The sequence below is a fragment of the Enterobacter pseudoroggenkampii genome (assembly GCF_026420145.1).
GTDB lineage: Bacteria > Pseudomonadota > Gammaproteobacteria > Enterobacterales > Enterobacteriaceae > Enterobacter > Enterobacter pseudoroggenkampii.
In genome coordinates this window covers 1,012,614-1,034,153 of record NZ_JAPMLV010000001.1, presented here as the reverse complement: position 1 = coordinate 1,034,153, position 21,540 = coordinate 1,012,614, and the positions used below count along the sequence as shown (strand labels likewise).

Sequence of the window (21,540 nt, the reverse complement as noted above, 5' to 3'; positions counted from 1 at the left end):
GAGAAAGATGAATCTGAACGGTAAGACCGCACTGGTGACCGGCTCGACCAGCGGCATTGGTCTGGGGATCGCCCGCGTGCTGGCGAAGGCCGGGGCGCAGCTGATCCTCAACGGTTTCGGCGACAGCGAATCAGCACGAGAAGAGATTGCGCAACTGGGCAAAAAGCCGGGCTATCACGATGCAGACCTGCGTGACGTGTTGCAAATTGAAGCCATGATGCGCTACGCCGAATCGCAGTTTGGCGGCGTGGACATTCTTGTCAACAATGCCGGGATACAGTATGTCGCCCCGGTTGACGCGTTTCCGGTGGAGAAATGGAACGACATTATCGCCATTAATCTCTCCTCGGTGTTTCATACCAGCCGGCTGGCGCTGCCCGCCATGCGCGAGAAAAACTGGGGGCGCATCATTAATATCGCCTCCGTTCACGGGCTGGTCGCGTCAAAAGAGAAGTCCGCCTACGTGGCCGCCAAGCATGGCGTAGTGGGCTTTACGAAATCGCTGGCGCTGGAAACCGCGCGCACCGGCATTACCGCCAATACGATCTGTCCCGGCTGGGTGCTGACGCCGCTGGTGCAGCAGCAGATCGATAAACGTATCGCTGAGGGCGTACCGCCGGAGCAGGCTCGCGATCTGCTCCTTGCAGAAAAACAGCCTTCGGGCGAGTTTGTCACCCCGGAGCAGCTGGGCGAACTGGCGCTGTTTTTGTGTAGCGACAGCGCCGTGAACGTTCGCGGCGCCGCGTGGAATATGGATGGCGGCTGGGTCGCGCAGTGATGTTCAGGCCGGGTTAGGCGACACCGCCGCCCGGCAAAAATCGCTAGCTTGAGCAGCTGACCTCCAGCCGCTTGCCCCAGTCGGGCGGGCGGCTGACGTAGTCGTCGTCCCGATCGGCAAACGGCGTGCGCAACGCCACGTGCAAACGGTGTAGCTCGTCGTACTCGCCCTGCTCTGCCTGCTCAATCGCCCGCTGCGCCAGCCAGTTGCGCAACACCATCGCGGGGTTCGTGGCGTTCATCTGCGTCTGGCGGGCGGCGTCATCCACCTGCTCCTGCTGCAGCCGCGTGCGGTAGGATGCAAACCAGTCGTCAAACGCCTGTCTGTCAATAAACTCATCGCGCAGCGGCGAGGCGGCGCTGTACTGCTCCGTCTGCCCCAGCATCCGGAAGGTACGCGTGTAATCGCTGCCCTCGCGCGCCATCAGGGCAAACAGGCCATTGAGGATGTCGTTATCGCCCTTCTCCTGCGTCACCAGCCCCAGCTTGTTGCGCATCAGCGTGCCATATTCCCGCAGTAAGATCTCCTGATAGCTGTCGAGGGCATCATTCAGGGCATCAACGTCGATAAACGGCGACAGGGTTTGTGCAAGCCGCTGCAGGTTCCACAGGCCCACCGCGGGCTGATTGTCAAAACTGTAGCGCCCCTGATAGTCGGAGTGGTTGCAGATGTACCCAGGCTGATAATCATCCAGGAAGCCAAAAGGACCGTAGTCAAAGGTCAACCCGAGAAGCGACATGTTGTCCGTATTCATCACGCCATGGGCAAAGCCTACCGTTTGCCAGCGGGCAATCAGGGTTGCGGTACGAGCCACCACGTCCCTGAACCAGAGAACGTATTTATCCGCCTCGTCCTGCAAATGTGCCCAGTGGTGACGAATGGCAAAGTCAGCCAGCTGGCGCACCTTTTCCGGCTCGCGACGATAGTAAAAATGCTCAAAATGACCGAAGCGCAAATGGCTTTGCGCGATACGCATCAGCATTGCGCCCTTTTCCACGGTTTCACGCATAACCGGGGTATCGCTGGTAACGATCGACAGCGCGCGGGTGGTGGGAATACCCAGGGCATGCATCGCCTCGGAGCCCAGGCACTCGCGAATCGTTGAACGCAGTACCGCGCGCCCGTCGCCCATCCGCGAATAGGGAGTCAGGCCCGCGCCTTTCAGGTGCCAGTCAACCGTCTCCCCGTTGGGAAGCTGTTGTTCCCCGAGCAGGATCCCCCTGCCGTCGCCCAGCTGTCCCGCCCAGACGCCAAACTGATGTCCGCTATAGACCTGAGCCAGAGGCTGCATACCGGCAAGAAGCATTTCACCGCCCCAGACGCCAGCGCTCTCTGAACGCTGAAACAGCTCAGGCGGAATAGCCAGTTCTTCAGCCAGCAAATCGTTATGCCAGATAAGGCGTGAATTGTGTAACGGTGTAGGTTTGAGTGCGGTATAAAAGCCAGGCAACTCATCATGCCAGTGAGCAGTAAAAGACAGGGTCATAGGTCCTCCTGCTTTTAGTGTAGAGGGTTTACCCGGACTTAAACACGGGCGAAAGCAAGGGTTATCGCTGCTGAACCAGCGTAGTGACGTGTTCTGCAGAGACGGCTGGCCAGAGAGCCCCCTGCATTGCACCAAAATTGAAGGACAAAACGCGCTGCAACAGGCCGTGGTCGTCAATACCCGAGACAATCACTGACTGGCAGTGCGGCGTGATTTGCCAGAGGATTGCGCGCATAAAAGGCTCAAAGGAGAGCTCCAGGGCACGCTGCTGAATGAATCCTTTATCAAGGATGACCCGTTTAAATAATCCATCATAGACCGCTTTGAGCGAGGCGGCGCCTGCACCAAAGTTTGCCAGGACCAACGGGAAATGGATTGCCATTCTCGCCAGCTGCAGGTCGTCCTTTCCGTTATTTAAACCTGGATAATTCTCATTAACAGTAAACTCAAGAAACGGATAACGCTCAAGGATTGAAACAGCGTTTCCATTACTTAATAAAAATTCAACTATTGCAGGTGTAATATTGATCCATGCAATTAACTGATGCTGAATAAAAAACAGTTTACAGGTATCAAGCAATTGCAGTTTTTCGTCAAACAGCGCTAACTCTTCAGCCGCTGAAAGCCGAGGGATAACAAGCTCAGTGGGGATCCGCACATTGCTGCCGACGCCAGTAAAGTTAACCAGAATTTCTAAACCTTTCAGCTCACCTGCGCTATTACGGGCAGGCAGAAGCAGCAGTTCAGACTGGTAAGCATTATCTAGCGTAATAATCATTGCACTCGCCCCGCATTAAAGATGAGAGAGGACATCCTGGAGCAATTGCCGACACAATTCCACTGTCTTGATTTTAATAAGATTAATTTCATTAGTTCCGTATTAATTTTCAGATTTATCCCTGAATCTAAAATAATTTTATCCTGGTTGCAGAATAATAGCCAGTTTTAGATAAAACAGACACATGCAGGATTCGCTAATTTTAGGTAAATTTAACTTTAAGCATCTTATTTGAGAAAAAACGGCATGATTTATTCTTACCATGCCGTCATAAGAGAAGTATCCGACAAAGACTATATACGTCGTGCCTGCCAGAAATTTTTACGCCAGTAAACATTATCAAGAGAGGAGCGCATCACCCCGCGACTGGTCGAGGCGTGAATGAACTGATTGTCTGTATCATATATGCCCACGTGAAGACCGCTTTCACCCGAACCAGTTTTGAAGAAAACCAGGTCTCCGGGCAGAAGATCGTCTTTATCAATTTCAGTGCCGATTTCTGCCTGCTTGCGCGTTTCGCGCGGAAGCTGTAAATCAAACTTATCGCGAAACGTCATCAGAACGAAGCCGGAGCAATCCACACCGCCGCGGCTCATGCCGCCGTAGCGATAAGGCGTGCCGCGCCAGTTGCTCAGCTGATCGTTAAGGCTGGCAATAACGGTGATCGAATCTGAAAGCCGTGGGTTAGGCGGCGGCGCACGATGGCTACTGCATCCCGCAAGAAAGAGTGTGGCCATCAGGAGAAACCAGAATCGCATTTTCAGACGAATCCTCTGCTTTTATTGTTCTTTTCGTAATTTAGCGTGCAATTGTGCTCACAGGCAAGAAACGGTTACGCCTGCCCGGTAGAAATCAGCATCTTATGTCCTTCTATATCCAGCCTGCGGAACGACATGTTGTATGCGCGGGCAAGATGGGGTGGCGTAAGAACCTGATCCCGTGCACCGCTGGCGATCATCTTTCCCTTCGAGAGCAGCCATACCCGGTGGGCATGACGCAGGGTGTGGTTGAGGTCATGGCTGCTCATCACCACGGCAATGCCTTTTCGGCTCAGGGTGCTTAACAGCGTATCCAGTGCCGCCTGCTGCGCCACGTCCAGACCGCTCATGGGCTCATCGAGAAGCAGCATCCGCCCGTGAGGATTGCCGGCCGGGTGGATCTGAAGGATGACAGCCGCCAGGCGAACCCGCTGCCACTCTCCGCCGGAAAGCTGGCTGGCGTGCCGGGACAGTTTATCTTCCAGCCCAAGAGCCGCGGCCACGTCCGTCAGCAGTGACGTTTGTTGTTTGTCGTGCAAATGCAGCATCAGATAGTGCCAGACCGGCATCGCAAAGGGCGGCATCTGCTGCTGCACGAGGTAACTGCGCCGATGCGCCAGCGAGACCGGCGACCAGTCGGCGAGCGTATGCTCCAGCAGCGTTATCTGCCCTTCTCCGTCGGTCATGCCTGCCATCCGTGCCAGCAGCGTACTCTTCCCCGCACCGTTTGGCCCGACAAGATGCAGAATTTCTCCCGCATTGACGGCACCGGATATCGCCTCCAGACGCCCCTTCTCGGCAACGTCCGTGAGCTGCATCAGCAACGACATTATTTCGCCAGCGCCAGCTTGATAGATTCCATGACGATCGGATCTTCAGGGGTCATATCCGGTGAAAAACGCTGAACGACCTGGCCGTCGCGACCAATCAGGAATTTTTCAAAATTCCACAGGATATCGTCCGGGTAAAGCGGCGCGCGGCCTTTGCTGGCCATGCGTTCATAAAAACCGCTTCCTTCCGGCGCAACGGCCTTCGGCGCGGCAGAGATCAGCTTCGCATACAGCGGATGGCGGTCTTCACCGTTGACATCGATTTTGCTGAACATCGGGAACGTCACGCCATAGGTGGTGCTGCAGAAGGTTTTGATCTCCTCTTCGCTGCCCGGCTCCTGGCCGAGGAACTGGTTGCACGGGAAGCCCAGAACGGTGAAACCGTCTTTCTCCCAGGCCTTCTGAATGTTTTCCAGCTGCTCGTACTGCGGCGTCAGGCCACATTTGGATGCCACGTTGACGACAAGCAACACGTTGCCTTTGTAGCCTTCCAGCGTGGTTTTCTCGCCGTCAATGGTGGTCACTTCAGTATTCAGGATAGTTGACTGCATAGCATTCCCTCAGGTTGTCTTACGGCTAGTTGATTTAACGTCCAGCTTTTAATAGTAGCCAGATAAAGACCGGCGCGCCCAGCGTGGCGGTCACCACGCCAATCGGCAGCTCTGCGGCCGTCAGGGCTAGCCGGGCGATGATATCGGCCACCAGCAGCGTGACGGCCCCGGCGACCGCCGAGGCCGGAAGCAGAGTCCGATGGTCCGTGAGGCCACACAGACGCAGCATGTGCGGAATAACCAGCCCGATAAAACCGATCGCGCCCGCCAGGGCCACGCTGACGCCAACCAGCCAGCCAATGACGATCACCAGCACATTACGCCAGAACCCAATCGGCATGCCGAGCTGGCGGGCAGAGGTTTCACCCAGCGCGAGCATATTCAGCGGCTGCGCCTGAAGGGCAGCCCACACGATGACCGGTACCAGCAGCGCCATCAGCCAGCCCTGGTGCCAGTCAACGCCCCCAAAGCCGCCCATCATCCAGTACATCAGCTGACGCAAGTCAAAAGATGTTGAGAAGTAGACCGCCCAGGTCATCAACGCGCTACAGATGATCCCCAGCGCCACGCCGGCAAGCAGCAGACGGCTGGTCGATAAGTGCCGTCTGGCGAAGCGAAGAAGGATCGCTGTGATCAGCAATGCGCCGAGAATAGCGCTCAGGCTAATACTCCATCCGGAGAGGTCTCCCCCGCCCAGCATCACCGCCGCAATCAGCCCCACGCCTGCCCCGTTCGACACGCCAAGCAGCCCGGGCTCCGCCAGCGGATTATCGAACAACGCCTGCATAATGGTGCCGCACAGCGCCAGCGCGGCACCCACCAGAACCACCGCGACGGTGCGCGGCAGGCGAATTTGCCAGACGAAGAGCTGCCCGTCCGGCCCCCACCAGCTTTCAGGCCCTATCCATCGGTCTCCGGCACAGAGGCTCACGGCCGCGGCGATAATGAGCAATAGCACCAGCAAAAGCAGGCGACGCTTATCGGAACGGTGCTGGCGATGGGCATAATCAAGCATGTGTACGGTTTTAGTAGCGTGAGATGTAATTGATTTTACGGCGGGTTTGCCGGAGAGCGCAAAGAAAAAAGGCCGCGTGGGCGGCCTTTTTAGTTAGTTCATATTACTCTGCTTTGGGCGTTGCGTTTTCGACACGGCTTTTTAACTTCTGGCCGGGTCTGAAGGTCACCACGCGGCGGGCTGTAATGGGAATATCTTCCCCCGTCTTCGGGTTGCGGCCCGGACGTTGGTTTTTGTCTCGCAAATCAAAATTGCCAAAACCGGAGAGTTTTACCTGCTCACCATTTTCCAGAGCACGACGGATCTCTTCGAAAAACAGCTCTACCAGCTCTTTGGCATCCCGTTTGCTAAGCCCAAGCTTATCAAACAGATATTCTGACATTTCAGCTTTTGTAAGCGCCATAGGTTCAATCCCTCAATGATGCCTGGAATCGCTCTTTTAATGCCTCTACACATTTGGCGACGGTAGCGGCAATCTCCTCTTCTTCGAGTGTACGGCTGGTATCCTGAAGGATAAGGCTAATAGCGAGGCTCTTGAAACCTTCTGCTACGCCCTTGCCGCGGTACACGTCAAATAAGTTTACGCCAACTACCTGATTTACGCCAACTTTCTTACATTCGGCCAAAATATCTGCTGCGGGCACATTTTCCGCGACCACAACCGCGATATCACGGCGGTTTGCCGGGAAGCGGGAGACGTCCTGAGCCTGAGGAATAACGCGGTCAGCCACCGGGTTCCATTCCAGCTCGAACACGATGGTACGGCCGTTCAGGTCCAGCTTGCGCTCCAGCTCAGGGTGAACAACTCCAATAAAACCAACGCGTTTGCCGTCTAAATAGATAGCTGCGCTCTGGCCCGGATGCAGTGCCGGGATGGCTTCTGCGCGGAATTCAATTTCAGATAATTTACCGGTCAGATCCAGAATTGCTTCCAGATCGCCCTTCATATCGTAGAAATCAACCGTGCCTTTTGCCAGGTCCCAGTGCTCTTCATAGCGGTTGCCGCTGATGACGCCAGCCAGCATGAGATCCTGACGGATGCCTAAATTTGCCTGATTATCCGGTACAAAGCGCAAACCGCTTTCGAAAATTCGCACGCGGTTTTGCTGACGATTCTGGTTATAAACGACAGTGCCCAGCAGGCCCGTCCACAGAGACAGACGCATCGCGGACATTTCGCTGGAGATTGGGCTTGGCAGGATCAGCGCCTCCTGGCCCGGGTGGATCAGCTGCTGCAGCTTTGGATCCACAAAGCTGTAGGTGATCACTTCCTGGTAGCCTTTGTCATTCAGCATGGTTTTCACACGCTTCAGGGACAGGTCGGCTTCACGGTGGGTGCCCATCACCAGACCTGCCTGGACAGGCTCGTCAGGGATGTTGTTATAGCCGTAAACGCGGGCCACTTCTTCCACCAGATCTTCTTCAATTTCCATGTCGAAACGCCATGATGGCGCAACGGCTTTCCACTCGTCCTGGCCTTCGGTCACTTCGCAGCCCAGACGCGTCAGGATGTCGGTCACCTGCGCATCGGCAACGTGATGGCCAATCAGGCGATCCAGCTTGCTGCGGCGCAGGGTAATGGTGGCACGCTTCGGCAGTGTCGCTTCGTGGGTGACGTCGATAACCGGGCCCGCTTCACCGCCGCAGATGTCGATCAGCAGGCGAGTCGCACGTTCCATCGCTTTGTACTGCAGCGCCGGGTCAACGCCGCGCTCGTAGCGGTGAGAGGCATCGGTGTGCAGGCCGTGACGGCGTGCGCGACCGGTGATAGAGAGCGGGCTGAAGAACGCGCATTCCAGCAGGACGTTTTGCGTCTCGTCGTTCACGCCTGAATGCTCGCCCCCGAAGATACCGCCCATTGCCAGCGCTTTGCTGTGGTCAGCAATCACCAGGGTGTCGGCGTTCAGTTTCGCTTCGCTGCCGTCCAGCAGAACCAGGGTTTCACCCTCTTTCGCCATGCGCACAACGATGCCGCCGTCGATACGATCTTTATCGAACGCGTGCATTGGCTGGCCCAGCTCCAGCAGAACGTAGTTAGTCACGTCAACCACGGCGTCGATAGAGCGGATACCGCAGCGACGCAGCTTCTCTTTCATCCACAGCGGGGTTGCCGCTTTTACGTTAATGCCTTTCACCACGCGACCGAGGTAGCGCGGGCAGGCATCCGCAGCGTCAACCTGAATAGGCAGCACGTCACTGATGGTCGCTTCAACCGGCACAATGTCCGGCGCGTTCAGTTCGGTCTGGTTCAGCACGGCAACATCGCGCGCCACGCCGATGATCCCTAAGCAGTCGGCACGGTTTGGCGTGACGCTGATTTCGATGGTGTTGTCATCAAGCTTCAGGTACTCACGGATATCGGTGCCGACTGGCGCATCCAGCGGCAGCTCAATGATGCCGTTGTGGTCGTCGGAAATACCCAGCTCGGAGAAGGAGCACAGCATGCCTTCAGACGGCTCGCCGCGCAGCTTAGCCGCTTTAATTTTGAAATCGCCCGGCAGCACCGCACCGACGGTCGCCACGGCCACCTTCAGGCCCTGACGGCAGTTTGGCGCACCGCAGACGATATCCAGCAGACGGTCACCGCCCACGTTCACTTTTGTTACGCGCAGTTTGTCAGCGTTAGGGTGCTGGCCGCACTCTACCACTTCGCCGACGACCACGCCGTTGAAGGCACCGGAAACCGGCTCAACGCCGTCCACTTCCAGACCCGCCATGGTGATCTGGTTAGAAAGCGCGTCGCTGTCCAGCGTGGTGTTCACCCACTCGCGTAACCACAGTTCACTGAATTTCATTGTTCTGTCCTGCCCTTATTTAAACTGTTTGAGGAAACGCAGATCGTTTTCGAAGAATGCACGTAAGTCGGTCACGCCGTAACGCAGCATAGTCAGACGCTCCATACCCATGCCGAAGGCAAAGCCGGAGTAAACTTCCGGATCGATACCCACGTTGCGCAGCACGTTTGGATGCACCATGCCGCAGCCCAGCACTTCCAGCCATTTGCCGTTTTTACCCATCACGTCAACTTCTGCAGACGGTTCGGTGAACGGGAAGTAGGACGGACGGAAACGAACCTGCAGATCTTCCTCAAAGAAGTTGTTCAGGAAATCGTGCAGCGTGCCCTTCAGGTTGGTAAAGCTGATGTTTTTATCAACGATCAGACCTTCCATCTGGTGGAACATTGGGGTGTGAGTCTGATCGTAGTCGTTACGATAGACGCGGCCCGGCGCGATAATGCGGATTGGCGGCTCCTGATCCTTCATGGTACGGATCTGAACGCCGGAGGTCTGGGTACGCAGCAGACGCGTAGCGTCGAACCAGAAAGTGTCGTGGTCAGCGCGTGCCGGATGATGGCCTGGAATGTTCAGGGCGTCGAAGTTGTGGTAATCATCTTCGATTTCCGGGCCAGTCGCCACGGTAAAGCCGAGCTCACCGAAGAAACTTTCAATGCGATCGATGGTGCGGGTAACCGGGTGCAGACCGCCGTTTTCGATGCGGCGACCCGGCAGAGAAACGTCGATCGTCTCCGCGGCCAGACGCGCATTCAGCACCGCGCTTTCCAGCTCGGCTTTGCGCGCGTTCAGCGCCTGCTGTACCTGCTCTTTGGCTTCGTTAATCACCGCACCCGCAGCCGGGCGTTCTTCTGGCGGCAGCTCACGCAGGGTTGTCATTTGAAGGGTCAGATGCCCTTTCTTCCCAAGATATTCGACGCGGACATTGTCTAACGCGGCAACATCTGAGGCCTGATTAATGGCGGCTGTTGCACTGGCAACCAGCTCTGCGAGATGTGACATGATTTTCCTCATTATGTCGGTGCAGACACCGATTTGGTGGAGTTATTCTCTCAAATTCAGGCACAAAAAAAGCCTCCATCGGGAGGCTTATCTGGCGCTGTTTTTCGTTTCATCTTTCACGCGCTAGCCTCCTGAAGTCAGGTGCTAAAGTAAAAGAAGAAGCGGAAAATAGCAGCATTCATGCTTGCGTTACCTTGTTGGGTAAAAACCGTTAAGACCTTATTGAAAAGCCTGGACGGATAAATGTCAATCTTCTGATGGTGTTAAATGAAAAGAGGGAGCAAAGCCCCCTCTTTCAACTGGCTTATGCCAGTGCTGCTTTCGCTTTTTCGACCAGAGCGGTGAACGCTACTTTGTCGAATACTGCGATGTCAGCCAGGATCTTACGGTCGATTTCAACAGAGGCTTTTTTCAGGCCGTTGATGAATTTGCTGTAAGAAATACCGTTCTGACGTGCTGCTGCGTTGATACGCGCAATCCACAGTTGACGGAACTGACGCTTACGCTGACGACGGTCACGGTAAGCGTACTGACCTGCTTTGATAACAGCCTGGAAGGCAACGCGGTAAACGCGTGAACGCGCACCGTAGTAGCCTTTAGCTTGTTTCAAAATTTTCTTGTGACGTGCACGTGCAATTACACCACGTTTTACGCGAGCCATATGTGCTCTCCTGTATCTATATTCTTAGTAAAAAAATTAAACGTTAACGGCTTATGCGTACGGCAGGCACGCGATAACCAGACCCAGATCGCCTTTAGAAACGAGGCCTTTTGGACGCAGGTGACGTTTACGCTTAGTAGATTTTTTGGTCAGAATATGACGCAGGTTTGCGTGCTTACGCTTAAATCCACCACCACCGGTTTTTTTGAAGCGCTTAGCAGCACCGCGTACGGTCTTAATTTTTGGCATCTTAATAACTTCCACTTCGCATTGTTAAATAAACGAAACATAGGCGAACAAAACCTATGAAACCCGAAGGCTCCACAGATTTTGCTGCTTGAAGGCCTTACTGTTTCTTCTTAGGAGCGAGCACCATGATCATCTGGCGGCCTTCGATCTTCGTAGGGAAGGATTCGACTACTGCCAGTTCACTCAGATCGTCACGGACGCGGTTAAGCACTTCCATACCAATCTGTTGGTGGGCCATCTCACGACCGCGGAAACGCAGTGTGATCTTGGCCTTATCGCCATCTTCCAGAAAGCGAATCAGGCTGCGGAGTTTTACCTGATAATCGCCATCGTCGGTACCAGGACGGAATTTGATTTCCTTAACCTGGATAACTTTTTGCTTCTTCTTCTGTTCCTTAGAAGACTTACTCTTTTCATAAAGGAACTTGCCGTAGTCCATGATACGACAAACTGGCGGTTCGGCGTTAGGGCTGATTTCAACTAAATCTACTCCAGCTTCTTCAGCCTTTTCGATTGCTTCTCTCAGACTCACAATCCCCAGCTGCTCGCCTTCCAGACCTGTTAAGCGAACTTCCTGGGCGCGAATCTCGCCATTGATACGATTCGGACGTGCCGTTTGAACTCGTTTTCCGCCTTTAATACCTTATTCCTCCAGTTGTTGAAGACTGCGGCTGCGAATCTCTTGTTGCAGCTTCTCAATCACTTCACTTACGTCCAAGCTGCCCAGGTCTTTACCACGGCGGGTGCGAACGGCAACTTTGCCTGCTTCCACCTCTTTATCACCACAGACCAACATATACGGGACACGACGTAAAGTGTGCTCGCGGATTTTAAAGCCAATCTTCTCATTTCTCAAGTCTGCTTTTACGCGAATGCCCGCATTTTGTAGTTTCTGCGTCAATTCTTTAACGTAATCCGCCTGAGAATCGGTAATGTTCATCACCACGACCTGCACTGGCGCAAGCCAGGTTGGGAAGAAGCCGGCGAACTCTTCGGTCAGGATGCCGATGAAGCGCTCCAGAGAACCGAGAATGGCACGGTGAATCATTACCGGTACCTGACGTTCGTTGTCTTCGCCAACATAAGAGGCGCTTAAACGCTGCGGCAGGGAGAAGTCCAGCTGTACAGTACCGCACTGCCATGCGCGATCGAGGCAGTCATACAGGGTAAATTCAATTTTCGGACCGTAGAATGCGCCCTCGCCCAGCTGGTATTCGAACGGAATGCCGTTCTCTTCCAGCGCCACGGCGAGATCCGCTTCTGCGCGATCCCAGGTCTCATCGCTACCGATACGTTTTTCCGGACGCGTTGAGAGTTTGACCACGATCTTCTCGAAGCCAAAGGTGCTGTACATATCGTAGACCATACGAATACAGGCGTTAACTTCGTCACGGACCTGATCTTCAGTACAGAAGATATGCGCATCATCCTGCGTAAAGCCACGAACACGCATCAGACCGTGCAGCGCACCTGATGGCTCGTTACGGTGGCAGCTACCGAACTCCGCCATACGCAGCGGCAGGTCGCGGTAGGATTTCAGACCCTGGTTGAAGATCTGAACGTGGCCCGGGCAGTTCATTGGCTTGATGCAGTATTCACGGTTCTCAGACGAGGTGGTGAACATCGCATCTTTGTAGTTGTCCCAGTGGCCGGTTTTTTCCCACAGCACACGGTCCATCATGAACGGGCCTTTCACTTCCTGATACTGGTACTCTTTCAGCTTGGAGCGTACAAAAGTTTCCAGTTCACGGAAGATAGTCCACCCGTCGTTATGCCAGAACACCATACCCGGCGCTTCTTCCTGCATGTGGTACAGGTCAAGCTGCTTGCCGATTTTACGGTGGTCACGCTTCGCCGCCTCTTCCAGACGAAGCAGGTACGCGTTCAGGGCTTTTTTATCGGCCCACGCGGTACCATAAATACGCTGCAACATCTTGTTGTTGCTGTCGCCACGCCAGTAGGCGCCTGCGATCTTCATCAGCTTAAAGTGATGACAGAAGCGCATGTTCGGCACGTGCGGTCCACGGCACATGTCGACGTATTCTTCGTGATGGTACAAGCCAGGCTTGTCATCATGCGAAATGTTTTCGTCAAGAATAGAGACCTTGTAGCTCTCGCCGCGCTTCACGAAGGTTTCACGCGCTTCGTGCCAGCTGACTTTCTTCTTGATGACGTCATAGTTGGTTTCGGCGAGCTCGTGCATGCGTTTTTCGAGCGCGTCGATATCTTCCTGAGTCAGGGTGTGGTCGAGGTCAACGTCGTAGTAGAAACCGTTGTCGATAACCGGACCGATCGCCATTTTGGTGTTTGGCCACAGCTGTTTGATGGCATGGCCTAACAGGTGCGCGCAGGAGTGACGAATGATCTCCAGACCTTCTTCGTCTTTCGCGGTGATGATGGCAAGCGTCGCATCGTTTTCGATCAGATCGGAGGCATCCACCAGCTCACCGTTCACACGGCCAGCGATAGTCGCTTTCGCGAGACCAGGACCAATGTCCAGGGCAACATCCATTGGGCTAACAGCACGGTCGAAATGGCGTTGACTGCCATCAGGAAGAGTAATTACAGGCATTTTATATCCTTATTTGCAGTGATGCCCCACACATAAGAGCATATACAAAGAAAATAATCGTGATTTGACAATAGATTACGACACCATCTGACCAACAATCGTCAAATTGGTTCGTCATCATTCACCTGCCGAATTCAGATTAATGTGGATTTACGGCAAGCGACGTAATGTTAACACTAACGCAAAGGAGATTGCACCCTCTGCGGCCAGATTGATGGGCTGGCACTTTCGTACGAATTTGCGGGTTGCTTCTCCCCTGCGCTCGCATTTCGAAGATGCTGAGCTACTCTTGAACAGGTCCTTAAACCCAAAGGTGCATACCATGAACGTATCCAGCAGAACGGTTGTGATATTGAATGTCCTTTCCGCCACAGGTTTATTGTTGATTCTCGCCGAACGATTCCACTGGTTCTGAGCCGAACCCTATGCTGGCATAACCCAATCGATCCCGAGAAGGGGCATATTTCGGCCCTGTTTGGTAGACTGTGGGTATCAACGAACAAGGATTAGGTTATGCCAACAAAACGATTTGCCGTAAAACACTGGAAAATGGTGCTGGTGCTGATTGCCATCTGCGGCGCAATGCTGCTACTCCGTTGGGCGGCAATGATTTGGGGCTAGGGGCGAAGACAGGTCATCAGAAGGGACGTCAAATAGCCACAGACAATAAACGGGCCGACAGCAACATCGGCCCGCTTTTATTACATTCTGTAACCCAGTGAAACCGTGGTTCTGCGGTCGGTATGATCCGGCGCGGTTTCTGGTGGTGAAGAGTTCCAGGTCACGTTGTAGGCCACTTTCAGACCAAAGTGTTCGTTGATAGCCACGTTCAGCGCCGTCTCAGAGTTCAGCGTCGTGTCGTCGGCACCAAATACGGAAACACCCTGGGTAAATTTGGTGTTATCAGTCATCTGCCAGGCATAGGTACCGGAAGCGTAACCGAGCGGTTGAGTTTTGGTATCGCCATTGGTGTACTCGTCATAACGCACACCCGGACCGAATTCAAAACGGAGGCTGTGTACCGGACCGTTCAGGAACTGGCGACCATAACCGGCGGTGAACACATCACGCTGGCGATAACCGTTGTAACGGTCGGTTAACCAGCTTGCCTGTCCAAACAGGTAGTCATAGTCGGTCATGTTGTAACGGCTACGTCCGCCTACCGCATATTTCTCGGAAGAACGTTCGTCATTTGCGGAAGTGTTGCTGGCATTACCCCACAGAGACCAGGCGGTGGTGTTGCCGTACCAGGTGAGCGTACTGTCCGCCGTCAGAGAAGAGCTTTTCGTGTTACCGGATTGTGCCAGGTACCCGGCGTTGAGGTTACCTTCAAACGGTTTTTTCGCGGTGGAAGGATCGTCCATGACAGTAAAAACGGTATCATCAGCGGTCGCGTTCATAGCCGCAAACACGCCACCCGCCAGCATCAGTGCAGCGGGCACTGTCTTTAAAAGCTTCATTTTATTAAGGAGTCCGTACAACAAAAAAAGAGACCACACGGTCCCGGAATCTTTCTTGAGGATCAATGACAAGGCGTCCAGAGAAAGGTAACAAATTATAAAAAGCCGCAAATAACATAGCAATGTTTTCTTATTTCATTTTTTGAATAAGAACGATCTCAAAAAGCGTTTTATTTTATATATACCCCGCCTCACTTTTTGTCAGTATTCATATTTAAAATCATACTGTTATTTACATTGCCTTCCTGTCAAATGGTGCCAGGCTAATAAGAACCCATACTAAAAGGAGGTAATGATGGTTTCTATCTATACCCTGACGCTCTCCCCTTCCCTGGATTCCGCCACCCTGACGCCGCAGATTTACCCGGAAGGTAAATTGCGCTGTAGCGCTCCGGTCTTCGAGCCCGGCGGCGGCGGGATCAACGTGGCGCGCGCTATTACCCACCTCGGGGGCAAAGCCACCGCAATTTTCCCCGCAGGCGGTGCCACCGGTGAACACCTGGTCTCTCTGCTGGCAGATGAACAGGTAGCCGTAGAGACCGTCGAGGCCAAAGACTGGACGCGGCAAAACCTGCATGTCCACGTGGAGTCCAGCGGCGAGCAGTACCGTTTTGTCATGCCGGGCGCGAAACTCAGCGATAACGAGTTTCGTCAGCTTGAAGAGAAAGTGCTGACGATAGAAAGCGGCGCGCTGCTGGTGGTAAGCGGCAGCCTGCCGCCCGGCGTCAGCACGGAAAAATTAACGGCGCTGATTCAGGCGGTACAGAAACGCGGCATCCGCTGCATTGTCGACAGCAGCGGCGAGGCCCTGCAGGCGGCCCTGGTGCCGGGCAATCTTGAGCTGGTCAAACCCAACCAGAAAGAGTTAAGCGCGCTGGTCAACCGCGAACTGACGCAGCCTGATGATGTTCGCACCGCCGCGCAGGAGCTGGTACGCAGCGGCAAAGCGCGACGCGTAGTCGTTTCCCTTGGTCCTCAGGGGGCGCTGGCCGTCGATGAAACGTCGTCCTTTCAGGTTGTCCCACCGCCGATGAAGAGCCAGAGCACGGTTGGTGCGGGCGATAGCATGGTGGGCGCGATGACGCTAAAACTGGCGCAGGGCGCGTCTCTGCTGGAAATGACGCGCTACGGCGTGGCGGCGGGTAGCGCCGCAACTATCAATCAGGGCACGCGTCTCTGCTCACTTGCCGATACGCAAAAAATCGTCGATTACCTGTCCCGAAATTAACGCCTTTCCCCTTCGTCTTTACGGAGGGGAATGTCCGCTCTGAGTCGCCAAACGCAAACTATCGACTATGCTAAGAAAACTTCCATGATAACAATGAGGTGAATTATGAGCAGTGGTGACATCACACGTTACGTCGTGACCATCAACCTTCATGAAGCATCGCTGACCGAGCTGAATGAGCTCAACAACGCCTTCACCCGGGCTAATTTTCTCCTCACGCTCACGGATGACGAGGGCAATATTCATGATTTAGGCACCCTGGCATTTGGTCTCATCGGCGCCCTGAGCCAGGAAGAGGTTCATGCGCTGGCCGCCAGTCTGGTAGAGAGCGTGACCGACAAGCCTGCCGAAATTGACGTGGATACCTGGGAAAGCTGGCGGAAAAAAGAACAATAAGTGCGCTGTATGAATTTAAACCGCTCAGGTGTGCGTTAGTTCGTATTTTTTTACCGCCATTATGCGCTAACTTTATGATCTGGCAGACAACATGGGAGAGACAACATGTGGCAGGCTATCAGTCATCTTTTACGTGAGCAGCTGGGTGAAGGTGAAATTGAACTGCGTAACGAACTGCCAGGCGGTGAGATCCACGCCGCGTGGCATTTACGCTACGCAGGACGCGATCTTTTCGTTAAGTGCGATGAGCGAGAACTGCTTCCGATCTTTACCGCCGAAGCCGACCAACTGGAGCTGTTGTCGCGCAGTAAAACGGTGACGGTCCCGCAGGTGCTGGCCGTCGGTAGCGACCGCGATTACAGTTTTCTGGTCATGGAATATCTCCCCGCCCGACCGCTGGATGCCCATAATGCGTTTATCCTCGGCCAACAGTTAGCGCGCCTCCATCAATGGAGCGACCAGCCGCAGTTTGGTCTCGATTTTGACAACGATCTCTCTACCACGCCACAGCCCAACGCCTGGCAGCGTCGCTGGTCGACATTTTTTGCCGAGCAGCGCATTGGCTGGCAGCTTGAGCTGGCCGCCGAGAAAGGGCTGGAATTTGGCAATATTGATGCCATCGTCGAGCACGTTCAACAGCGTCTGGCCTCCCACCAACCCCAGGCGTCTCTGCTTCACGGCGATTTGTGGTCCGATAACTGCGCGCTGGGTCCCAACGGCCCCTACATCTTCGACCCGGCCTGCTACTGGGGTGACAGAGAGTGCGATCTTGCCATGCTGCCGCTTCATCCGGAGCAGCCGCCGCAAATATACGACGGATACCAGTCTGTTTCTCCCCTGCCGCCCGGCTTCCTCGACCGCCAGCCGGTGTATCAGCTTTATACGCTGATGAACCGCGCCATTCTTTTTGGCGGAGAACACCTGGTTAACGCCCAGCGGGCGCTTGAGCGCATGCTTGCCGCCTGAGACGCGAACGGGTGGCCTTGCCGCCACCCTTATCGCTTACAGAAAACCGAGCAGTGAGAAGAAGAAGTATCCCGCCACAATGATGATTACGGGAAGGATATAGAGCGGGAAAATTTGCAGGAAAATGGTGTGACGCGGCACAACAATACGGGATTCGATCTGCTCCCGACTCATGCCTTCCGGGCCTTTGGCCTGCTCAAGAATCAACTGATCCTCAACGCCTTCGCGTAAAAAGCGCGTCTGGCGGCTCATTCTCGCGCCAGAGGCCTGCAGTGCCAGCGCAACAAAGATCAGGGCGTATATCACCCAGAAGCCGATATTCAGCTGTTGATGAAAATCCGGGGTGGGTGAGTTAAACCAGAAGATATTCAAAAATGGCGTATTAAAACGCATCATCTCAATCATGACATGAGCGAAATCAAGCATTACCGCATTGATACCCGGCTGTTTTTCGCTGTGATCGTACATAAATTTGAGTACAGAAATCAGCGTAGAAATGACGGCAGGAATAAAAATCACCCAGCCAGCAATACGTTTTAAGACCGCAATGCGTCCAGCTTGTTGATACGTCATCAGTTCCTCTTCATAAAGACGCGTTATTTGTGCCTAAGTCTACCTGCTGGTCATCAATTTCGCCCGCTCTTTAAAAGCAATATGCTAAATTGCAGATTGTGCTTAGCACGTATCGTCTGTCGAACACCCTGGATAAGGAGACGTTGTGATGTCGACACCGCGCCAAATTCTTGCCGCAATTTTTGACATGGATGGATTACTGATCGATTCCGAACCGCTGTGGGATCGCGCCGAACTGGATGTGATGGCCAGTCTGGGCGTCGATATCAGCCGCCGTAATGAACTACCCGATACGCTGGGCCTGCGCATCGATATGGTGGTTGACCTGTGGTTTGCCCAACAGCCGTGGGTGGGTCCCGATCGCAATGAGGTGACCGCACGCATTATCAGCCGCGCCATTTCTCTGGTGGAAGAGAGCCGGCCGCTGCTGCCCGGCGTACGTGAGGCTGTCGCGCTGTGTAAAGCCCAGGGGCTGAAGGTTGGCCTGGCTTCCGCTTCACCGCTGCATATGCTGGAAAAAGTGCTCACGATGTTTGAACTGCGCGACAGTTTTGACGCGCTGGCGTCCGCTGAAAAATTGCCTTACAGCAAGCCGCACCCGCAGGTCTATCTGGACTGTGCCGCTAAGCTCGGCCTGGATCCCCTCAACTGCGTTGCGCTGGAAGATTCCGTTAACGGTATGGTGGCGTCGAAGGCTGCGCGGATGCGCTCCATTGTGGTGCCCGCTGAAGAAGGCCGTCACGACCCCCGGTTTGCGCTTGCCGACGTGAAGCTTAATTCACTGGAAGAACTGACGGCGCATCATCTGCAGGGCGGTTAACGCCCTCCTTCGGTTTGTGACAAACAGTTACACCGTCACCTCTTCCGCCTACTGTATAAAAACCCTATACTGTATGAATTGACAGTTTCGTGGGTTTTATCATGACGGCGGAAGGCCACCTGCTTTTTTCTATTGCGTGCGCAGTATTTGCCAAAAACGCTGAACTTACCCCCGTGCTGGCACAGGGGGACTGGTGGCATATTGTCCCTTCCGCCGTATTGACCTGTCTGCTGCCCGACATCGACCACCCTAAATCCTTCCTCGGACAGCGTCTGAAATGGGTGTCGAAACCCATCGCACGCGCGTTCGGCCACCGGGGATTTACGCACAGCCTGCTGGCCGTGTTTGGCCTGCTGACGCTGTTCTATTTAAAAGTGCCTGAAAGCTGGATAGTCCCCGCCGATGCCATCCAGGGGATGGTGCTGGGCTATTTAAGCCATATTCTGGCCGATATGCTGACGCCTGCGGGCGTGCCGCTGCTATGGCCCTGCCGCTGGCGTTTCCGTTTTCCCATCCTCGCACCGCAGAAAGGTAACCAGCTTGAGCGGGTATTGTGCATGGCGCTGTTTGCTTACGCCGTCTGGATGCCGCAAACCTTGCCCGAAAACAGTGCAGTTCGCTGGTCATCCCAGATGATTAATTCGCTGCAATTTCAGTTTAATCGCTTTATTCATCACCAGATTGAACAGTAAACCGACAAAATTATCCCATTTGTCATAACCCATTCCATTTGGATATAAGCGCTACATCACACTTCTGCTAACCTTCCGCCAACAGGATCGGTAAAAACCGACCCAATAATAAATCAGGAGAACGGGGATGAATTTTCCACTCATCGCGAACGTCGTTGTGTTCGTTATATTGCTATTGCTTCTCGCGCAGGCGCGCCACAAACAGTGGAGCCTGGCGAAAAAGGTGCTGGTTGGTCTGGCCATGGGTGTCGTATTTGGTCTGGCATTACAGGCAATTTATGGCTCCGATAATCCAGTTCTGAAAGATTCCATTCAGTGGTTCAACATTGTCGGTAACGGCTATGTCCAGCTGCTGCAGATGATCGTTATGCCGCTGGTGTTCGCCTCTATTCTGAGCGCCGTGGCCCGCCTGCATAACGCCACTCAGCTAGGAAAAATCAGTTTCCTGACCATTGGTACGCTGCTGTTCACCACGCTGATTGCCGCGCTGGTGGGTGTGCTGGTCACCAACCTGTTTGGCCTGACCGCAGAAGGTCTGGTTCAGGGTACCGCTGAAACGGCACGTCTTACCGCAATTCAGACCAACTATGTGGGTAAAGTAGCTGACCTGACCGTGCCGCAGATGGTGCTCTCCTTCATTCCGAAGAACCCGTTTGCTGACCTGACCGGTGCGAGCCCAACCTCGATCATCAGCGTGGTTATTTTCGCCGCGTTCCTGGGCGTCGCGGCGCTGAAGCTGCTGAAAGACGACGCGCCAAAAGGCGAACGCGTTCTGACCGCGATTGACACCCTGCAAAGCTGGGTGATGAAGCTGGTTCGTCTGGTTATGCAGCTCACCCCTTACGGCGTGCTGGCGCTGATGACCAAAGTGGTTGCCGGCTCTAACCTGCAGGACATCATTAAGCTGGGCAGCTTCGTTGTCGCCTCTTATCTGGGCCTGGGCATTATGTTCGTGGTGCACGGCATCCTGCTGGGCGTGAACGGCGTCAGCCCGCTGAAATACTTCCGTAAAGTCTGGCCGGTACTGACCTTTGCCTTCACCAGCCGTTCCAGCGCCGCGTCTATTCCGCTGAACGTTGAAGCGCAAACCCGTCGTCTGGGCGTGCCTGAATCCATCGCCAGCTTCTCTGCCTCCTTTGGTGCCACCATTGGTCAGAACGGCTGTGCGGGTCTGTACCCGGCGATGCTGGCCGTGATGGTCGCGCCGACGGTGGGTATCAACCCGCTGGATCCGGTATGGATCGCCACGCTGGTCGGGATTGTTACCGTAAGCTCCGCAGGCGTTGCGGGTGTTGGCGGTGGCGCAACCTTCGCCGCGCTGATTGTGCTGCCTGCGCTGGGTCTGCCCGTAACGCTGGTCGCCCTGCTGATCTCCGTTGAGCCGCTGATCGACATGGGTCGTACCGCGCTGAACGTGAGCGGCTCCATGACCGCCGGTACGCTGACCAGCCAGTGGCTGAAGCAGACCGACAAAACGATTCTGGAAAGTGAAGACGACGCCGAGCTGGCGCACCGTTAATCACGGTAGAAATAAAAAAACCGCCATCAGGCGGTTTTTTTATGGCTGTTATTCTTCAACCTCTTCATCCTGGCGGATCTGCATCGCCCACCGCTGTGCGGACTCCGGCACCGTAAACGTGGGAGAGCGACGGAAATGTTCGCCGATCAGCACAAAGGCCACGTATTTCCCCCGCAGCAGCCAGACATCACGAAAGCCCTCCACTTTCAGGGCATGGTCAGGCGGCGCGGGCTCAACGCGGGGCACATAGCTAATAACCTGGCGGTTTTGTTGACGAAGAGGTTTCATAAGCGACGGATTCACTAAAGCAAAATTCTTGAAGCAGGAAAATTCTATGATAGCCGATCCTGCTGCCTTCCGTCGCGCTCCGAGTGGGTGAGATGGCTCCTTTCGCTAATCACGGCATGTGAAAAC

Annotated in this window: 26 protein-coding genes and 1 other annotated feature; of the genes, 9 read left to right on the top strand and 17 right to left on the bottom strand. The window is 54.5% G+C overall.

What is annotated here, in order from left to right:
• Positions 1–7: 7 nt before the first annotated feature.
• The gene (locus OTG14_RS05060) at positions 8–778 is read left to right on the top strand and encodes a 3-hydroxybutyrate dehydrogenase (protein WP_048991578.1); all 771 of its coding nucleotides are present in this window, start codon (positions 8–10) and stop codon (positions 776–778) included.
• A gap of 43 nt (positions 779–821) precedes the next feature.
• On the opposite strand, the gene selO is transcribed toward OTG14_RS05060, so the two are convergent.
• The 14 genes from selO to thrS all read right to left on the bottom strand — a co-directional run bounded on the left by selO (position 822) and on the right by thrS (position 13,472).
• Positions 822–2,264, bottom strand: a complete 1,443-nt coding sequence (gene selO, locus OTG14_RS05055; RefSeq protein ID WP_267214677.1) for a protein adenylyltransferase SelO — start codon at positions 2,262–2,264, stop codon at positions 822–824.
• A gap of 61 nt (positions 2,265–2,325) precedes the next feature.
• Positions 2,326–3,042 (bottom strand): EAL domain-containing protein, encoded by a 717-nt coding sequence (locus tag OTG14_RS05050; protein WP_248164141.1) that lies wholly within the window; start codon positions 3,040–3,042, stop codon positions 2,326–2,328.
• Between the two features lie 293 nt (positions 3,043–3,335).
• Complete coding sequence (locus OTG14_RS05045) at positions 3,336–3,800, bottom strand: C40 family peptidase (protein WP_023335377.1); 465 nt, start codon at positions 3,798–3,800, stop codon at positions 3,336–3,338.
• Between the two features lie 74 nt (positions 3,801–3,874).
• Positions 3,875–4,630: a vitamin B12 ABC transporter ATP-binding protein BtuD gene (gene btuD, locus OTG14_RS05040; protein ID WP_024909428.1), complete on the bottom strand. Its 756-nt coding sequence runs from the start codon at positions 4,628–4,630 to the stop codon at positions 3,875–3,877.
• A complete protein-coding gene (locus OTG14_RS05035) occupies positions 4,630–5,181 on the bottom strand; it encodes a glutathione peroxidase (RefSeq protein ID WP_248164139.1) in 552 nt (183 codons plus the stop codon). Before OTG14_RS05035 ends, btuD begins: the two co-directional genes overlap by 1 nt.
• 34 nt (positions 5,182–5,215) lie before the next feature.
• Positions 5,216–6,196: a vitamin B12 ABC transporter permease BtuC gene (btuC, locus tag OTG14_RS05030; protein ID WP_248272207.1), complete on the bottom strand. Its 981-nt coding sequence runs from the start codon at positions 6,194–6,196 to the stop codon at positions 5,216–5,218.
• A 103-nt stretch (positions 6,197–6,299) separates the two neighbouring features.
• Positions 6,300–6,599, bottom strand: a complete 300-nt coding sequence (gene ihfA, locus OTG14_RS05025; RefSeq protein WP_003857805.1) for an integration host factor subunit alpha — start codon at positions 6,597–6,599, stop codon at positions 6,300–6,302.
• A gap of 4 nt (positions 6,600–6,603) precedes the next feature.
• Positions 6,604–8,991 (bottom strand): phenylalanine--tRNA ligase subunit beta, encoded by a 2,388-nt coding sequence (gene pheT / locus OTG14_RS05020; RefSeq protein WP_267214676.1) that lies wholly within the window; start codon positions 8,989–8,991, stop codon positions 6,604–6,606.
• Between the two features lie 15 nt (positions 8,992–9,006).
• The gene (gene pheS, locus OTG14_RS05015; protein WP_010426091.1) at positions 9,007–9,990 is read right to left on the bottom strand and encodes a phenylalanine--tRNA ligase subunit alpha; all 984 of its coding nucleotides are present in this window, start codon (positions 9,988–9,990) and stop codon (positions 9,007–9,009) included.
• Positions 9,991–10,052: 62 nt separating this feature from the next.
• Positions 10,053–10,177 (bottom strand) — a sequence feature (Phe leader region).
• Complete coding sequence (gene pheM / locus OTG14_RS05010; protein WP_001386830.1) at positions 10,128–10,172, bottom strand: pheST operon leader peptide PheM; 45 nt, start codon at positions 10,170–10,172, stop codon at positions 10,128–10,130. It overlaps the preceding feature by 45 nt.
• Positions 10,178–10,294: 117 nt before the next feature.
• Positions 10,295–10,651, bottom strand: a complete 357-nt coding sequence (gene rplT / locus OTG14_RS05005) for a 50S ribosomal protein L20 (protein ID WP_000124850.1) — start codon at positions 10,649–10,651, stop codon at positions 10,295–10,297.
• Between the two features lie 51 nt (positions 10,652–10,702).
• Positions 10,703–10,900 (bottom strand): 50S ribosomal protein L35, encoded by a 198-nt coding sequence (gene rpmI, locus OTG14_RS05000; protein WP_003030583.1) that lies wholly within the window; start codon positions 10,898–10,900, stop codon positions 10,703–10,705.
• Between the two features lie 97 nt (positions 10,901–10,997).
• Positions 10,998–11,540, bottom strand: a complete 543-nt coding sequence (gene infC, locus OTG14_RS04995) for a translation initiation factor IF-3 (RefSeq protein ID WP_023616141.1) — start codon at positions 11,538–11,540, stop codon at positions 10,998–11,000.
• Between the two features lie 3 nt (positions 11,541–11,543).
• Entirely contained in the window at positions 11,544–13,472 is a 1,929-nt protein-coding gene (gene thrS, locus OTG14_RS04990; RefSeq protein WP_008500657.1) for a threonine--tRNA ligase, read from the bottom strand.
• Between the two features lie 142 nt (positions 13,473–13,614).
• Between thrS and yncL the strand changes: the two genes are divergently transcribed.
• Entirely contained in the window at positions 13,615–13,887 is a 273-nt protein-coding gene (yncL, locus tag OTG14_RS23735; protein WP_080350507.1) for a stress response membrane protein YncL, read from the top strand.
• 98 nt (positions 13,888–13,985) lie between these two features.
• Positions 13,986–14,093 carry a small membrane protein YniD gene (yniD, locus tag OTG14_RS04980; RefSeq protein ID WP_008500658.1) on the top strand — a complete coding sequence of 36 codons (108 nt, stop codon included), beginning with the start codon at positions 13,986–13,988 and terminating at the stop codon, positions 14,091–14,093.
• A gap of 80 nt (positions 14,094–14,173) precedes the next feature.
• On the opposite strand, the gene OTG14_RS04975 is transcribed toward yniD, so the two are convergent.
• Complete coding sequence (locus OTG14_RS04975; protein ID WP_024909432.1) at positions 14,174–14,932, bottom strand: DUF481 domain-containing protein; 759 nt, start codon at positions 14,930–14,932, stop codon at positions 14,174–14,176.
• Positions 14,933–15,227: 295 nt separating this feature from the next.
• Here OTG14_RS04975 and pfkB point away from each other — a divergent pair, with 295 nt between their 5' ends.
• The 3 genes from pfkB (at position 15,228) to OTG14_RS04960 (ending at position 17,522) form a co-directional block, all read left to right on the top strand.
• Positions 15,228–16,160: a 6-phosphofructokinase II gene (pfkB, locus tag OTG14_RS04970; RefSeq protein ID WP_267215191.1), complete on the top strand. Its 933-nt coding sequence runs from the start codon at positions 15,228–15,230 to the stop codon at positions 16,158–16,160.
• Positions 16,161–16,265: 105 nt separating this feature from the next.
• Positions 16,266–16,556 carry a type V toxin-antitoxin system endoribonuclease antitoxin GhoS gene (gene ghoS, locus OTG14_RS04965; protein ID WP_047648044.1) on the top strand — a complete coding sequence of 97 codons (291 nt, stop codon included), beginning with the start codon at positions 16,266–16,268 and terminating at the stop codon, positions 16,554–16,556.
• A gap of 105 nt (positions 16,557–16,661) precedes the next feature.
• Positions 16,662–17,522 (top strand): fructosamine kinase family protein, encoded by an 861-nt coding sequence (locus OTG14_RS04960; protein ID WP_024909435.1) that lies wholly within the window; start codon positions 16,662–16,664, stop codon positions 17,520–17,522.
• A gap of 36 nt (positions 17,523–17,558) precedes the next feature.
• Here OTG14_RS04960 and OTG14_RS04955 read toward each other — a convergent pair whose 3' ends face one another.
• Positions 17,559–18,095 (bottom strand): YniB family protein, encoded by a 537-nt coding sequence (locus tag OTG14_RS04955; protein ID WP_267214675.1) that lies wholly within the window; start codon positions 18,093–18,095, stop codon positions 17,559–17,561.
• Positions 18,096–18,243: 148 nt separating this feature from the next.
• On the opposite strand from OTG14_RS04955, the gene hxpB reads away from it, so the two are divergent.
• The 3 genes from hxpB (at position 18,244) to OTG14_RS04940 (ending at position 21,126) form a co-directional block, all read left to right on the top strand.
• Complete coding sequence (hxpB, locus tag OTG14_RS04950; protein WP_048991584.1) at positions 18,244–18,915, top strand: hexitol phosphatase HxpB; 672 nt, start codon at positions 18,244–18,246, stop codon at positions 18,913–18,915.
• Positions 18,916–19,016: 101 nt separating this feature from the next.
• A complete protein-coding gene (locus tag OTG14_RS04945) occupies positions 19,017–19,607 on the top strand; it encodes a metal-dependent hydrolase (protein WP_014883483.1) in 591 nt (196 codons plus the stop codon).
• Positions 19,608–19,734: 127 nt separating this feature from the next.
• Positions 19,735–21,126 carry an L-cystine transporter gene (locus OTG14_RS04940; RefSeq protein WP_267214674.1) on the top strand — a complete coding sequence of 464 codons (1,392 nt, stop codon included), beginning with the start codon at positions 19,735–19,737 and terminating at the stop codon, positions 21,124–21,126.
• A gap of 48 nt (positions 21,127–21,174) precedes the next feature.
• Here OTG14_RS04940 and cedA read toward each other — a convergent pair whose 3' ends face one another.
• Positions 21,175–21,462 carry a cell division activator CedA gene (cedA, locus tag OTG14_RS04935; protein ID WP_370884122.1) on the bottom strand — a complete coding sequence of 96 codons (288 nt, stop codon included), beginning with the start codon at positions 21,460–21,462 and terminating at the stop codon, positions 21,175–21,177.
• Positions 21,463–21,540 lie beyond the last annotated feature (78 nt).